Source organism: Bacillus sp. EB01 (assembly GCF_000613125.1).
Taxonomy (GTDB): domain Bacteria; phylum Bacillota; class Bacilli; order Bacillales; family Cytobacillaceae; genus Bacillus_D.
In genome coordinates, this window is sequence record NZ_HG964497.1 from 4,783,408 (window position 1) to 4,799,005 (window position 15,598).

At 44.0% G+C, this 15,598-nt stretch carries 14 protein-coding genes and 1 pseudogene; 2 read left to right on the top strand and 13 right to left on the bottom strand.

Annotation, left to right across the window (positions count from 1 at the left end):
- From recJ to TY16_RS22585, 3 genes are all read right to left on the bottom strand, one after another.
- The coding region (gene recJ / locus TY16_RS22575) for a single-stranded-DNA-specific exonuclease RecJ (protein WP_043933994.1) at positions 1 to 2,126 on the bottom strand (2,126 nt) is incomplete at its 3' end.
- Positions 2,127 to 2,689: 563 nt separating this feature from the next.
- Entirely contained in the window at positions 2,690 to 4,954 is a 2,265-nt protein-coding gene (gene secDF, locus TY16_RS22580) for a protein translocase subunit SecDF (protein WP_043933995.1), read from the bottom strand.
- A gap of 265 nt (positions 4,955 to 5,219) precedes the next feature.
- Positions 5,220 to 5,516, bottom strand: a complete 297-nt coding sequence (locus TY16_RS22585) for a post-transcriptional regulator (protein ID WP_043933996.1) — start codon at positions 5,514 to 5,516, stop codon at positions 5,220 to 5,222.
- 296 nt (positions 5,517 to 5,812) lie between these two features.
- Between TY16_RS22585 and spoVB the strand changes: the two genes are divergently transcribed.
- Positions 5,813 to 7,372: a stage V sporulation protein B gene (gene spoVB / locus TY16_RS22590; RefSeq protein WP_043933997.1), complete on the top strand. Its 1,560-nt coding sequence runs from the start codon at positions 5,813 to 5,815 to the stop codon at positions 7,370 to 7,372.
- Positions 7,373 to 7,429: 57 nt separating this feature from the next.
- Here the strand turns inward: spoVB and TY16_RS22595 are convergent, their stop codons facing one another.
- Entirely contained in the window at positions 7,430 to 8,092 is a 663-nt protein-coding gene (locus TY16_RS22595) for a DUF421 domain-containing protein (RefSeq protein ID WP_231505664.1), read from the bottom strand.
- A 182-nt stretch (positions 8,093 to 8,274) separates the two neighbouring features.
- On the opposite strand from TY16_RS22595, the gene TY16_RS22600 reads away from it, so the two are divergent.
- Positions 8,275 to 8,649 carry a TIGR04086 family membrane protein gene (locus TY16_RS22600; RefSeq protein ID WP_043934928.1) on the top strand — a complete coding sequence of 125 codons (375 nt, stop codon included), beginning with the start codon at positions 8,275 to 8,277 and terminating at the stop codon, positions 8,647 to 8,649.
- 203 nt (positions 8,650 to 8,852) lie between these two features.
- On the opposite strand, the gene yajC is transcribed toward TY16_RS22600, so the two are convergent.
- The 9 genes and pseudogenes from yajC to TY16_RS26735 all read right to left on the bottom strand — a co-directional run.
- Positions 8,853 to 9,128, bottom strand: a complete 276-nt coding sequence (gene yajC, locus TY16_RS22605; RefSeq protein ID WP_081773082.1) for a preprotein translocase subunit YajC — start codon at positions 9,126 to 9,128, stop codon at positions 8,853 to 8,855.
- A 30-nt stretch (positions 9,129 to 9,158) separates the two neighbouring features.
- The gene (gene tgt, locus TY16_RS22610) at positions 9,159 to 10,298 is read right to left on the bottom strand and encodes a tRNA guanosine(34) transglycosylase Tgt (protein ID WP_043933999.1); all 1,140 of its coding nucleotides are present in this window, start codon (positions 10,296 to 10,298) and stop codon (positions 9,159 to 9,161) included.
- Between the two features lie 70 nt (positions 10,299 to 10,368).
- A complete protein-coding gene (gene queA / locus TY16_RS22615) occupies positions 10,369 to 11,397 on the bottom strand; it encodes a tRNA preQ1(34) S-adenosylmethionine ribosyltransferase-isomerase QueA (protein WP_043934000.1) in 1,029 nt (342 codons plus the stop codon).
- A gap of 55 nt (positions 11,398 to 11,452) precedes the next feature.
- Entirely contained in the window at positions 11,453 to 11,659 is a 207-nt protein-coding gene (locus TY16_RS22620) for a DUF2905 domain-containing protein (protein WP_043934001.1), read from the bottom strand.
- On the bottom strand, positions 11,656 to 12,660 hold the full coding sequence (gene ruvB, locus TY16_RS22625; RefSeq protein WP_043934002.1) for a Holliday junction branch migration DNA helicase RuvB: 1,005 nt from the start codon (positions 12,658 to 12,660) through the stop codon (positions 11,656 to 11,658). The genes TY16_RS22620 and ruvB overlap by 4 nt, the downstream gene beginning before the upstream one ends.
- A gap of 12 nt (positions 12,661 to 12,672) precedes the next feature.
- Positions 12,673 to 13,284 carry a Holliday junction branch migration protein RuvA gene (gene ruvA / locus TY16_RS22630; protein WP_043934003.1) on the bottom strand — a complete coding sequence of 204 codons (612 nt, stop codon included), beginning with the start codon at positions 13,282 to 13,284 and terminating at the stop codon, positions 12,673 to 12,675.
- A gap of 214 nt (positions 13,285 to 13,498) precedes the next feature.
- Complete coding sequence (locus tag TY16_RS22635) at positions 13,499 to 14,023, bottom strand: BofC C-terminal domain-containing protein (protein WP_052342836.1); 525 nt, start codon at positions 14,021 to 14,023, stop codon at positions 13,499 to 13,501.
- Between the two features lie 149 nt (positions 14,024 to 14,172).
- Positions 14,173 to 15,165, bottom strand: a complete 993-nt coding sequence (locus TY16_RS22640) for an aminoglycoside phosphotransferase family protein (protein ID WP_043934004.1) — start codon at positions 15,163 to 15,165, stop codon at positions 14,173 to 14,175.
- A pseudogene (locus tag TY16_RS26735) lies at positions 15,149 to 15,598 on the bottom strand (hypothetical protein); the annotation flags it as partial. The pseudogene TY16_RS26735 and the gene TY16_RS22640, both read right to left, overlap by 17 nt.

Below are 15,598 nucleotides of genomic sequence, written 5' to 3' on the forward strand. Positions count from 1 at the left end.
AAATCGATTGTCTCCTTCGTCCATCCCCGCCTCTTTGCCAGCAGGCCGCCATATTTATTAATATCAAATGGCGAGTTTTTCAGAAGGAACGCGTAATACCACTTGAAGTGTTCCCTGCCCGGGATTGTACTGAAAAATTCACTGTTTTCCTTATAAAAAGCGGCATACATTCTCTCAGGGCTTTTTCCGGCAAGCAGCGCATTAAAGATAGCCTTAGACGGCGGCATATCAACCAACACAATGCTTGCACCATCAAGCCTTGCCGCTTCTGCCGTTTCAATTGTATCAGCAACAATAACTTCATCCTTTTCACCAGGCACAATAGCCTGCAGGTACTGCCGATCGAACAAAATGAAAATTTTACTGATATCTGGCAGCTTTGCCCGCAGTGAACCGAAAGAGCGGACTCCGCGTATGTCAAACAGCTGCCAATGCCTGACTGCAATATCCTGAAGCATAATTTGCGGCTTTCTGATATTATTCCATTCATTTATCGAAAGCTCTCCGGCAATTGAAAGCCTTGATGCAGGTGAAATATGATCAAAAAACCTCCCCAGGCCAAACCCAATTGCATCAACTGATTTTTCGTCACCAGCAAGTGTGAGCTTTAGATGGTTATGGTCGCTGCCAATTTTACGAATTGTTGATATTTCGGCATTCTCGATTGAAATCCTTGGCTTCGGATTATCCATACCATAAGGAGCGAGCAGTTGAAGCTCCTCTAAAATTTCAAGGGTACAATCGGAAATCGATATTTCTGCATCAAGCTGCATTACCGGAATAAAATCATCATCGCTCATTTGCATTTCTGCCAGTTGGTTAAGCCTTCGTCGCAGCTCGTCTACATCCTCAAGCTTTAAAGTCATTCCCGCCGCCATTGGATGGCCCCCGAAGTGAGGAAGAAGTTCCCTAGTGGTTGAGAGATTTTTGAAAAGGTCAAAGCCCGGAATACTTCTGGCGGATCCTTTTGCAAGTCCTTTTTCCCGGTCGTAACTCAGGACAATTACCGGCCGGTAGTATCTCTCCACCAGTTTCGATGCAACGATACCAATGACACCGGCATGCCAGCCTTCCTTACCCACAACCAGCACTTTGTTAGAATCAGTCGGAAATTCTTTATCCACCTGTTCAATCGCTTCAAGTGTAATGGATTGGACAATTGCCTGTCGTTCCTTGTTAAGCGAATCCATTTCGTGGGCGAGCTCTTCAGCTTCCCCCATGTTATCGGACAAAAGCAAGTCAACTGCCATGCTTGCATGTTCAAGTCTTCCCACCGCATTAATCCGTGGGGCAAGTGAAAATCCAATCGTCTCTTCATTAATCGTTTGGAGTTCGACACCGGCAACCTTGAAAATTGCCTTGATTCCAATATTTTTAGTCGATTTCAGTTTTTCAATGCCTTTTTTGGCAATTAGCCGATTTTCCCCTTTTAACGAAACAAGGTCGGCAATCGTGCCAATAACGGCAATTTCCAAAAGATGCTCTGGAAGTTTCCCGTAAAGGGCATGTGCCACTTTGAAGGCAACTCCCACACCGGCAAGTTCCCTAAATGGATAGTTGCTCCCAGGCAATTTTGGATGAATAATCGCAAGAGCCTCCGGTAAAATCGGTCCAGGCTCATGGTGATCTGTGATTATCAGGTCAACATTTAACTCTCTTGCTATTTCCGCCTCATGAATTGCTGCAATTCCTGTATCAACGGTAATAATGAGCTTAATTCCACTTTCGGCAGCTTTCCTGAATGCAGCTTCATTCGGTCCATACCCTTCGGAAAACCTGTCCGGTATGTAGAAGCTTACATTTGCTCCAAGTTCTCTTAGGGTAATCATCAGAACAGTTGTACTGCTTACACCGTCCGCATCATAATCTCCATATATTAGTATCGGTTCCTGATTGGCAATTGCCTCCTGGATCCGGGCAACTGCCCTATCCATGCCGTCAAGCAAAAACGGATCGTGAAAATCCTGCCCGCCAAAAAGAAAAGTCCGGGCGGAGTCAGAATTGTCAATTCCCCGGTTTAATAGCATTGAAGAAACAAGGGGAGATATATTCAGTTCTTCTGCAAGTTTTTCAGCCGTGCCCAAATCATAATCCCGGACAATCCAACGTGTTTTTGAATGTAACATACGTTCACCCCTCAACTTTTCTATTATACAGGAGCAGGAAAACCAGCACAATCATCTATTCTTGCGGACAATGGATTTCAGGGTAATTTTGGGGCTAATGGGCGGAACAGAGTTCAGGGTTCTTCGCGTTCATTGGAACCGTTTTGGACTTTGTGGCAGCTGGAAATGGTACCATGAAGTAGTATTGGCTGCGTTTCATCCCCTGGAACTCCTAAAAATGTTACCAATAAGGTGTATTGGTTATGTTTGAAGGGTTTTAGATGTGCGTAATGGAACCAATGCTGCTGTTTTTTAATACTATTAGTCTTTTCTGTTTGGGGACTAGTGTTTCTCTGAGTATTACTAGAGAAAAACAACAAGCAAATTTACCGCTATAGCAAGAAATTGCTGGTTTTTTCACGTAGTACTTTTAGTACTACTCAGAGTATTACTACTATTTTCCTCGAAACAACTAGTGAACCTCCTAGTTTCACTAGAGAAAAGTTACCAGCCGATTTACCCTTATAGCAGGAAAGTACCCCTGCAAGCCTTTCACAAAAAGAAAAACCGCAGAAAATCTGCGGTTAGACTTGTGGCTGGTCGTTGTATTTGCGTTTTTCTTTGTAAGTGATGAGAACACCCTTTTTCTTCAATTCACGTGTTTTCCATTCAACCCACAGCTGTGCTGCGATATAGATGGAAGAGTACGTACCGACAATTAGACCGACAAGCAAAGCGAGTGAGAAACTGCGGATCGATTCGCTTCCGAATATCAGAAGCGCCACTACTGTCAAAGCAACCATACCAACAGTGTTGATTGAACGGCCGAGGGTTTGCCTGATACTGGTATTAACAACATCGGCAATTTCTTCTTTCGTTTTCAGGCGGCGGCGTTTCTGCATGTTCTCACGCATCCGGTCAAAGGTAACGATTGTATCATTGATCGCATAACCGACTACCGTCAGGACGGCCGCAATAAAGGTGATATCGACTTCCCAACGGATGATGCTGAAGAGCGGGAAGATGAAGAATGCGGCAAAGAGCAAGGCGATAATAGCTGATATCCCCATCGGCAAGTCAAATCGGAAAGCAACGAAAATAATCAAGCCCAGGGATGCGAGAGCCATGGAAATCATCGCGTTCTTGGCAAGCTCCTTACCGACAGTCGGCGAAACACTGTTGACTGTTGGATCTGCACCGTATACATCGTGAAGGTCATTTTTTAGCTGAGTAATTTCATCCTTGGACATCTCACCCTTAAACCTGGCGACGCCAATTTCATTATCAGCACCTGAAATTACGATATCATCGGTTTCAAAACCGGCCTTTTTCAGCTCATTCGAAAATTGTTCAGTTGTCAATGGCTTTTCTGACAGAACTTCTACACGCGTTCCGCTTGTAAAATCAATGCCTAGGTTCAGCCTGAATATCAACAGGATTACAATGCCAACCGCAACTATTGAACCGGACGCAATGAAGAAAGCTTTCCGGTTCCGGACAAAGTCGATTCTGTCAAACTTTGTTTTAAGTTCAAGTGTATCGACGCCTTCAGCAATGTCGTGAATGTCGCTCTTTTTGACACCAAACCAGCCGGGCTTGTTATTCAGGAAGCCGCTGTTTACCCAAAGGCCGAGCAGCCACCTCGAAAGGTATACGTTCGTAAAGAAACTTCCTAGGATACCAATAATCAAGCTTGTGGCGAACCCTTTAACTGAGCTTGTCCCATAGAAAAACAGAACTGCACCTGCGAGCAAGGTTGTAAGGTTGGCATCTGTAACTGTGGAGAGCGAGTTTTCGTTCCCTGCTTTGAAGGCCGCCTTGATTGTTTTACCAACCTTGATTTCCTCTTTAATCCTTTCATACGTAATGATGTTCGCGTCTACGGCCATACCGACACCGAGAATCAAGGCTGCGATGCCCGGCAGCGTCAGGACGACGTTCATCCAATCAAATATAAGCAAAGTCAAAAATAGATAAATAGTTAGAGTGATTGTCGCAATAAAACCTGGGAATCGGTAATAGGCAATCATGAAAATGAAAATAGCAAGAACACCGATAATTCCCGCATAAACTGTCTCATCCAAAGCCTTTTCACCGAATTTAGCTCCAACCGACGTTGAATAAATCTCATCCAACTGGACTGGAAGTGCCCCCGCATTCAGCAGGCTTGCTAGAGTCTGGGCCTCGTCAGGTGTGAATTGTCCTTCGATGGATACTTCGTTGTCGTTAAAAACCTGGCTGACTGTAGGAGCAGAAAGGAATTTCGGATTTTCTTTTCCGATTTCCTCCTTAAAGGAATCAACTCCCTCCTCAAAATCAAGCCAGATGACAAGAACATTGTTCGGGGCGTTGTTCACTATTTCCTGTGTTACCTCGCGAAACTTATCCGCGCTTTTTAATTTAAGAGAGACGGCTGGCCTTCCCTGCTGGTCAAACGTTTGCTTTGCACCGTTTTCCGCAAGGTCGGTTCCGTCCATCATCAGCTTATCATTTGCATCCCTGAAGCTAAGATTTGCTTCGGTAGACAACATTTCCCGGGCCTTTGCCTGGTCGGTTACCCCGGCAAGTTGCACCCTGATTCGGTCGTCCCCTTCAATTTGAATATTTGGTTCACTGACACCAAGGACGTTAATACGCCTGTCGAGAGCTTCGGCTGTGCTTGCCAGTGCTTCCTGGTTGATCTTTTGCCCTTTCTTCGCAGGCTTCACTTCATAAAGGATTTCAAATCCGCCCTGCAAATCAAGGCCTAGCTTGATGTTGCCCAAGATGTTTTTGGATGTGGCTCCGATAATGCTCCCCACGATAAGGACAATGAGGATGAAAGCCACAATCCTGTTGCGTTTAACCATGTGATGAACCTCCTTAAATTCCTGGCAAAGCTAACCTGTAAATACACTTTAAGTCCAATAGAATTATTATGATTTATCAGGAATAGCCTGTCAATTCCACTTAGATGACATTTTTTACACAAAATTGGATATGAAGAAACTCCTGCAAAAACTTATTAAGGCTCTGCAGCAGGTCTGCAGAGCCGCTAATGGCCTTTTTAACCCGATTTCTTCATGAATTGATAACCCAATCACTACTAAAAATTAATCTACAAATATCCCTCAATTACTTGAGCAGTTCCTTCCATTCTTCCTGATTATCCTTGGAAAACGGGGATTCCTTGTATGTTTCCTGAGTCGCATAGCTGATGAAATCACTAACTTTAACAGACAAAATGTCCTGAACAAGTTCATGGAGAAGCTTTTCCCCGTTGTCCTTTTTCCATTTCTTCTTAATAAGATAGCCCCACAGCTCTTGTTCGCTTATTGATTCATTGCCAAGAAGGCGAAATTCCTCAAGCTTGCTTTCAAGGACTGGAAAAAGCTGATACCGGTACTGGTCGTATGTATGCCCGTATTCCATTATAGGAACCTCCTGAAACAGTTTGTCTTTTGTGTGGAAAAGAGCTTCGCTAAGTATAGCCGCTCACTATTAAACTTTGCAGAAATAAAATTCCATAATCGGCACTTATATAGTCCCGCTACGCTCCATCGCCTTATATTGCTTGTTTCCGCTTGATAAACAGTCCCTTTCCATGAATATGGAATGGAAGTATAACTCATATTTAGTTTTCTGACATGCTCTATGTCTGTTTGTCCACCCCGGTGCATATAGTTAATTGTATATTATCTCCACTATTTTGAGAAGGTGGGAAACGAATGTCTAAGTTTTTAAAAGGAACAGTTATCCTGCTTCTCGCAGGATTTATTACTAGAATGCTAGGATTCATCAATCGGATTGCGATTGCCCGATTTATCGGTGAGGAAGGGGTCGGCCTCTATATGATGGCGTACCCGACACTGGTGCTCGTCATCACGATTACTCAGTTTGGCCTGCCGGTGGCGATTTCAAAAAATATTGCTGAGGCAGAAGCCCGCGGTGAATACGGAAAAATAAAAAAAATTCTTGTTGTTTCCTTAGCTACCACTCTAACTCTATCCGCCATTTTCACGCCTGCGATGATCCTGCTCGCACCATGGCTGGCAGAAACGCTGTTCACAGACAGCCGGACGTATTATCCGTTAATTGCCATTGCTCCTGTTGTGCCCATCATCGCGGTCTCTTCCGTTTTGCGCGGTTATTTCCAGGGCAGGCAAAATATGAAGCCTTCCGCTTACTCGCAAATATTGGAGCAAACCTTCAGAATTGCACTTATTGCCGTAATGACAAAAACCTTCCTTCCTTATGGGATTGAATTCGCCGCCGCCGGGGCAATGCTTTCAGCCGTAATTGGTGAGCTTGTTTCTTTAGTCTATCTTATGACCGCATTTAAATTAAAGAAAAAGTTCAGGGTACGAAAGGATTTCTTCAAGTTCGTCAAATCAGGCAAGCAGTCCTTTAAGGAGCTGATGAGTGTCGCAGTCCCAACAACAGGCAGCAGGCTAATCGGGTCTGTCTCCTGGTTCTTTGAGCCGATTGTCGTCTCGCACAGCCTTGGGCTTGCAGGGGTAGCGACGGCCCTCGCTACTAAACAATATGGCGCATTGACCGGCTTCGCGATGCCGCTTCTGTTGCTGCCATCCTTTATTACATATTCACTGGCAACTTCACTTGTCCCGGCAATCAGCGAAGCAAACTCTAAAAACAACAGTAAGCTGATTGAACACCGCCTCCAGCAAGCATTGCGCTTTTCCATTTTAACAGGGGGGATATCAGTTGCTGTTCTCTATGTGCTTGCCGATCCATTAATGACATTAATGTATGGATCCTCAAATGGGGCCGGATTTATCAGGCTGATGGCTCCGTTCTTTTTATTTTATTATTATCAAGGGCCGCTGCAGGCAGCATTGCAGGCTTTGAACCTGGCAAGGGCAGCCATGATTAATAGCCTGATTGGAGCGGTTATCAAAACAGCCGTCATTTTCCTTCTCGCATCACAGCCAGCCTTTGGTATCAATGGTGTCGCACTTGGATTGATGACAGGAACCGTTCTGGTTACACTTCTCCATTTTGCAACTGTCCTCAAACGGATTTCATTTTCTTTTTATGTAGTGGAATATTTAAAAATTCTAGTCGTTATAGTTGTTTCAGGTTATGCAGGTTTTCTCATTTACCATGGATTTTCTCCTGACATTTCGTTGCTAAACAAAGTGGTCATTTCCACTATAAGTATGGCAGCCATTTATTCAATGCTTATCCTTTTCCTTAAACTAATCCGGCCGCAGGAGTTAAAACGGATTCCCTGGATTGGAGGCTTTCTTTCAAGGCTGACTCCGTAATGAGAAAGCTATTTTTCCAAAAAAAAATGCTGGCTTCCAATTTAGGTTGCCAGCATTTTATTTGTCATTTATATCGACATATAGCTTTCCTTGATCATAGCTGCAAAATGAAACTTCCTTTAGTTGTAAATCGCTTTTTTTATTAAGTTCTTCTAAAAGCCAATCTTTTGACTTATTAATTCGTCTAAGATTTTCTTCCTGAATATTTCCATCGATAATGAGGGGCATAGTAAGATCACCCTTTGAATGATCTCGCTTCCCGTTTCCTTTTGGCTCTTTTTTAAAAACGGACAACTTTCCGGATGTTTCAAGTATAGCAAATTCTACGTCTGATATATTTCGGATATCCTTTTCCCTCAGTTGTACAAGCAAATCATCAAAATTATAGCGCTGTTTTTTCATTGCTTTTTCATCAATATTCCCTTTGTTAATAATAATTGTTGGCCTGCCATCGATTAAATCCCTAAACCACTTGCTTTTTAATGAAACGTAAGCAAACACAATTTGTATTCCGACAAGCCCAAGCATTGGAATGAGTGAGTGAAAGATGGAATCTTCCGTATTTTCAATCGCCATTGATGCAATCTCTGCCAGCATTATAAACACAACCAGATCAAGAACACTAAGTTCACCAATTTCCCTCTTCCCCATCAGCCTGAAGGTTATTAGGATGACAAGGTACAAAAATATGGTCCGTAACAGAAGTTCCAAATGTTCCACTGCCCAAAGCACCTCCAAGGTTTAAACATGTTTAGTTTCCGCTTTTCAACACGATTAAGTAAGGTACTTATTGCCAAGTTTCTTTCAAACGGGACTTCTATTCCTGGTTCTTGTGAATATGCTTGTACTAGGCAAAGAATGGAGTGTATGGAAGGGAGATGGTGAAAATCGAAACAAGGAGTATGGGAAAAGGCATTCTATCCGGGCTGGTATTCATTTTTGTATTTGCGGTATTCAGCTCACTCATTTTTTCATTATTGTTGAGGTTCACATCTGTTAGGGAAGTATCACTTGAATACATTATTACAGCCATGTCATTTATCGGGTTGTTCGGGGGTGGTTTCCTATCGGGCGGAAAGACCGGGCAGAAAGGCTGGTTGCTTGGCGGTTTGACCGGAATGATTTATTCACTTATCATTTTCCTGTTTCAATATCTCGGCTACGACAAGCTGTTCGACGTCGAGCAAATCGTGTACCATGTCTGCTACATCCTGATAGCCATGATGGGCGGTATCCTCGGCGTCAATTTGGCTGGGCCCAAACGGACAGCAGCTTAAAAAATATGCAAAAAGGCATTCACTCGGAATGCCTTTTTAACTATTGTCCCGTCTAGCTCCAGCGCCCACGCGTGCGCAAACTTAAGGTCTCCTCCCTACGATAAGTCATCATCGATTCGCTATCGCTCTTCGTGATTCCTTTATCTCAGTCGAAGCCCCTCCATTTTGTACGGCGATAATCAAGGCGCGTTCCGCTTTTGTATTTAGTTTGCAGAATCGGATGAAACATCGCGGATTGCCGCACGGTCGTATGTAAGACGGCTGCCATCGCCACAAAGGATGACTACCTTGTCCTCATCCAATGAATCGACAAAGCCATGAAGGCCACCGATTGTTACAACACGGTCCCCTTTTTTCAAATCACTTTGCATCTGCTGGACTGCCTTCTGACGCTTTTGCTGCGGGCGAATCAGCAGGAAGTAAAACAGGACAAACATAAGAATAAGCGGTCCCAAAGTACCAATTAAATTTCCGTCCAAATGATTTCCCTCCTTTCAAAAATTATATATTTAGAAATTTTTTGCATCCGGTTTATTGAATCCGTAACGCTCAAAATATTCTTCCCTGAAGTCTCCCAGGCGGTCTTCCCTAATAGCCTGTCTGACTTGCTCCATTAATTCTAACAGAAAATGCAGATTATGATAAGTCGTAAGTCTGATGCCGAACGTTTCCTCACAGCGGATTAAATGGCGGATATAAGCCCTGCTATAATTCCGGCATGTATAGCAGCTGCAATTTTCGTCAATCGGACCAAAGTCACGAGCATATTTTGCATTTTTGACAACAAGTCTGCCAGTACTGGTCATTAGTGTACCATTCCTTGCAATTCTAGTCGGAAGTACACAATCAAACATATCAATTCCGCGGATTGCCCCGTCTATTAAGGAGTCTGGAGAACCAACGCCCATGAGATATCTTGGTTTGTTGGCCGGTAAAAGCGGTGTCGTAAATTCAAGGACGCGGTTCATGACATCCTTCGGTTCACCCACTGACAATCCCCCTACAGCATAACCAGGAAAGTCAAGGCTTGTTAGATCACTAGCACTTTGTTTGCGAAGGTGTTCAAACTCGCCTCCCTGGACAATTCCGAACAGCCCCTGGTCCTGAGGTCGCTGGTGGGCATTCAGGCAGCGTTCTGCCCATCTCGAAGTCCGCTCTACAGACTTCTTCATATACTCTTCGGTTGCTGGGAATGGCGGGCATTCATCAAATGCCATCATAATATCGGAACCAAGTGCATTTTGAATCTCCATCGCTTTTTCTGGGGAAAGGAAAAGCTTGTCACCATTCAGGTGATTCCGGAAATGAACACCTTCCTCTTCAATTTTCCGGAATTCGCTTAATGAGAATACCTGAAAACCACCAGAATCAGTTAGAATAGCTCTGTCCCAGTTCATGAACTTATGTAAGCCGCCTGCTTCACGGATAATTTCATGTCCTGGACGGAGCCACAGATGATAGGTATTGCTCAAAATGATTTTGGCTCCCATTTCCTTGAGGTCTTCAGGTGACATCGTCTTGACCGTCGCAAGTGTGCCGACTGGCATGAACATCGGTGTATCAAAGCTGCCATGCGGGGTATGGACCCGTCCGAGCCTGGCACCGGTTTGTTTGCAAGTGTGAATTAATTCGTATCGTATTGCTGTCAAAGCATTGTACTCCTTCCATTTGAAGAAATGCGCTCATTTTAGCGCAAAAAATAGGGACCTAGACAAACTCCTAGATAATCAGCATTGCGTCGCCAAAGCTAAAGAATCTGTACCGTTCTTTTACCGCTGTTTCATATGCGTGAAGGACATTTTCCCTGCCGGCAAGTGCACTGACGAGCATGATTAATGTTGATTTTGGAAGGTGAAAGTTGGTCACCATACCATCAATAGCCTTAAATTCATAACCAGGATAAATAAAGATATCGGTCCAGCCGCTTGAAGCATTAAATTTCCCATTATTTGAGGAAGCAACAGTCTCGAGGGTCCTGGTAGATGTAGTTCCAACTGTGATGATCCTGCCGCCACTCTCCCTCGTTTCATTTAGTGTCCGCGCGGTTTCCTCCGAAACGATATAAAACTCGGAATGCATATCATGCTCGGCAATATCGTCCACGCTAACTGGCCTGAATGTGCCAAGACCAACATGGAGCGTAATAAACGCCACATTTACACCTAACTCCTTAATTTCATCGAGGAGTTCCTCGGTAAAGTGAAGGCCTGCGGTAGGCGCTGCAGCCGAGCCCCTTTCTTTTGCATAAACGGTCTGATAGCGGTCCTTATCATCAAGCTGTTCCTTTATATAAGGAGGAAGCGGCATTTCACCAAGCGTATCGAGGATCTCATAAAAAATGCCTTCATAGCTGAATTCCAGGACCCGTCCGCCATGATCGGCCTCAGCCGTGCAGACAGCTTTTAGGACACCTTCCCCAAATTCCAGTTCCGTTCCTTCCTTTACCCGCTTGGCAGGTTTTACAAGCGTTTCCCATTTGTCACCTTCAAGCTGCTTGAGCAAAAGAATTTCAATGTTCGCGCCTGTATCCTTTTTAACGCCATGAAGCCTTGCCGGAAGTACCTTTGTATCGTTTAAAACGAGGCAGTCGCCTGGCTTCAAATAATCCTTAATTGCCTTGAATTTCTCATGCTTCAAATCGCCTGTCTGCTTATCCAGCACCATCAGCCTGCTGTCCGACCTATCAAGAAGCGGCGTCTGGGCAATAAGTTCTTCAGGAAGATGAAAATCAAAAATATCCACTTTCATTTGCTACACCCTTACTATAATAACGTTTTATACCATTTAGACCCTCGTTACGGGCTTATCTGAACTTCCCGATGACAAAAAGGATCAGCGATAGGACAATACTCAAAACAATTGATGTTACAACAGGAAAATAAAAGGTTGTATTGCCTTTTTTGATTAGAATATCACCCGGCAGCTTGCCCAGATTAAAAATCGGCATAAGCAGGCCAATTAGGAAAATGACAGCTCCAATTACCATTAGCATTTTTGAAAATGGGGTCATTTCTTTTCAGGCACCTCCATATGAAAATGGCGATAAACAAGGTCGGTTACTACTCTTCCCCTTGGGGTACGCTGCAAGAATCCTATTTGCAAAAGGTAAGGCTCGTATACATCCTCTATCGTATCCGATTCCTCGCCAATAGAAGCTGCAATCGTGTCCAATCCTACCGGGCCGCCACGGAATTTCTCGATAATCCCAATCAAAAGTTTATGATCAATATGATCCAGGCCAAGTCTGTCTACCTGAAGAAGTTCTAACGCCTCTGATGCTAGCACCTGGTCTATTTCACCATTGCCGCGCACTTGGGCGAAGTCCCGAACCCTTCGCAAGAGCCTATTGGCAATCCTTGGAGTCCCGCGAGATCTTCTGGCAATTTCCGAAGCGGCTGTTGGACTAATTACTGTATCCAGTATAACCGCAGTCCGCTCAACGATATCCCTAAGCTGTTCTTCCTTATAATACTCGAGGCGGGCCAAAACACCAAATCGATCCCGTAAAGGAGCGGAAATCGCACCGGCCCTGGTTGTAGCGCCAACAAGTGTGAAAGGTGGAAGGTCAATCCGCACCGATCGGGCTTCCGGTCCTTTCCCAATCACAATATCAAGACAAAAATCCTCCATTGCCGGATACAATACTTCCTCGATTGCTCTTGGAAGCCGATGTATCTCGTCAATGAATAATACATCGCCAGGCTCAAGTGAAGCAAGGATGGCAGCAAGATCGCCAGGCCTCTCGATGGCTGGCCCCGAGGTGGTCCTTAAATTCACGCCCATCTCATTGGCAATAATTGCGGCAAGAGTTGTTTTTCCAAGTCCTGGAGGTCCATATAAAAGCACATGGTCAAGTGTTTCCTTCCGCATCCTTGCCGCGCTGATGAACACTTCAAGATTGGCTTTAACTTTATCTTGCCCAATATATTGCTTGAGTGTCTGCGGCCTGAGGCTTGTTTCCAAAATAAGCTCCTGTTTGTCCGCCTCGCTCGAAATCACTCGTTCATCCACTCTCGATCACCTTTACTTTATTAGCCGCTGCAGGGCTTTTTTAATATATTGGTCCGTCGACAGGTCTTCTTTTTGCAATTCCTTCGATACTTTATTTACTTCCTTTTCTGTATAACCCAGTGCCTTTAACGCAAGAATTGCTTCATCAAGCTGGCTGTTTCCAGCTGCCGGAACAAACCCTGCTCCGTCCTGGTTAAACAGGTCTGGAAATAATGAAGGCGTAATATTTTTCAGCTTACCCTTCAAATCCAGTATCATTTGCCGGGCTGTCTTTTTCCCTACTCCCGGGAATTTAATTAGGAACGCCTCGTCTTCCTGTTCAATCGCATATACAACCTGCTCCGGCTGTCCGTATGCCAGGATTGCGAGCGCTCCTTTAGGCCCAATTCCAGAAACACTTAATAACTTGGTGAAAAGCGTTTTTTCTTCTCTTTTTGAAAATCCGAAAAGACTCATAGCATCCTCCCGGACATAATGATAGACAAAGACAGTTACATCTGTACCAATTTTACTTGAATAGGCAAAAGGATTTGGCGTCGATATTTGCCAGCCAATCCCTGCATTTTCTACTACTATGTATTCCGGACCAACAAAGTCCAGTTTCCCGCGAATGAAATCAAACACTTTTTTCTCTCCTCTTCCATGCTGAACTCCATTCTACCATACTATCTTTGTTTATTTGAAAAAAGTTTCCTCATCACTGCACACTCCTTCATTTGCCAGAAAACTCATGTAGGAAATGTTATTTATGAAATTCTTCGTTAAGTTAAACTGCCCAAGTAAACGGAAGAAGACCAGGCATAATATACGCCTGGTCTCTTTTATATAAAATGAATCCTTAATGGCTAATTTTTTCGCATGACGAATAAGGCTTAAAGCTTTCAAGCACTTCTACGTACTGATCCTTTGTACGTATCGGGATTCCCCTTTTTAGTTCATCGTGCTTCCTGCTCTCTAACTTTTTCACATCAATTTGATAAAAAGATTGGATAATTTGAGAGTATGGAGGCCTGCCATTAAAAATAGCCAGAACGCTCCCCTGTCCAAGCCCAAAATAACCATTAGATTTTAAAAGAGGAGAAATATCCTCAACTTGCTTCCTTAAAACAACCGAATTTTTGCCAACATCAACGGTTGTCCAATTCTTATATTTTGACCAGAAATCCTCCCAGGACTTTACCGTTTCAACGACCGTTTCCTGGCTGATTTCCCCATCAACATACACTTTTTCGAGTGTTACGCTCAGACGAAGAGGCTCCGAAATCGCTTTTTCATCTGCTAATGCCCTGATATCCGGACAAATGAGCCCGCTTACCAGAAGGATCAGAAATGCAGCCACAAAATATACTGTTTTCCGTTTCATATTGCCCACCTCTTCCTTTTATTACTGCTAATCCTTTATTATCTTTTCCCTTTATTGCCTAATTATCCTTTTTAGCAGAAAAGAGGATTGATAAGGGTTGGACAGCTATGTAAATGAAAAAAGGCAATACCCTGGGGCATCGCCTTTGATTATCCAGATTTAATTTTTTCCTTTACATCAAATACAAATTTCCTTCTTGCATCATACTGGTACATCGTTTGGTCCAAAACCTGCTTAAGTCTCACTGCATCGGGCGGATTCTGTTCCCGCATGATTCGATTCCATTCTCTTAAAATATCCGACGGATAAACAAGTCCATATAAAAAACCCTTATTATATAAATAAGGTGTAATCTGTGTGTACTTGGACAGGTGTTTCAACGACCACCGGAGATAAGGCAGAATGCGGTTGGCATACTGCAAAAAATCGACCACTGGCGACCCAATGCTGATCAGGTCGAAATCAATGAGATAAACCTTTCCTGTCTTAGATCGAATAAAATTATGATGGGCTACATCTCCATGCAGCACTGCGGGCTTCTCCTCTTGCAAAAATCTCTCCTGAACATTCATCCCAACCAAGGCCCGATTTGCCCACTCAATTAGTTCAGCTACTATCGTCTCATCAAGATATCGTCCGATTTCTTTTCTATTGGCTATAAAACAATCAAGTCTCTCCTCCCACTTATCCAGCAGACTTGCTGAAGGAACCGTGGATTGAAACTCCTTTTCAAGAGTTTGTGAAATTCGGTGGAATTTAGTCAATAACCTTGCTCCATTTAATCTGTCAGCTTCCCAATAGTAATTAAATGTATTTGGATGCGGAGGAATAAACTCCATACAGCCATAATATAGACCATCCCAATACAACGGATCCAGGCCAGGAAATGCCATATAGGAATACGTTTCTGTAAACCCACATTCTTTAAGCCTTCTAGTAAAAGACTCCATTAGCTTTAAACGGGTATACGAAGAATAGCCTTTCAGAATAAAATTTCCAGCTGAAGTTTTTAAAAAAAGAACCTTCGGGCGGATTGGCTCAAGGGCAAGAATTGTTGCAGAAGTATGTTGATCCAAATAAGAGAGGAGACGATTCAAAAAGTCCTCGTCTCCCGGATTGGTTCGTTTAATCTGCGCTTTCATCAAAGTATCCATGTTGGCCTTGACTTAGCGGGCCAATTCCATAAGGATTCAACAGCGGTGGCTGTGAAAAAGGCAATGGCGGAGAAAAAATCCTTGGTACGCCTGGGATGAAGTCATTTTCTCTCATCGCACCCTGATCACCGCCGATTGTTTCGTTACCAGTCTGCCCTGTCTCAGACATAATCGGCATTTGCTGCTCGCCATATGGCGGCTGCCCTCCCATCATTGGGAGTTGTTGGCCTCCGTATTGCGGCTGCCCTCCCATCATTGGGAGCTGTTGGCCTCCGTATTGCGGCTGCCCTCCCATCATCGGGAATTGCTGTTGACCTCCGTATAGCGGCTGGCCTCCCATCATTGGGAATTGCTGTTGACCTCCGTATGCTGGCTGGCCTCCCATCATCGGGAATTGCTGTTGGCCTCCGTATGGCGGCTG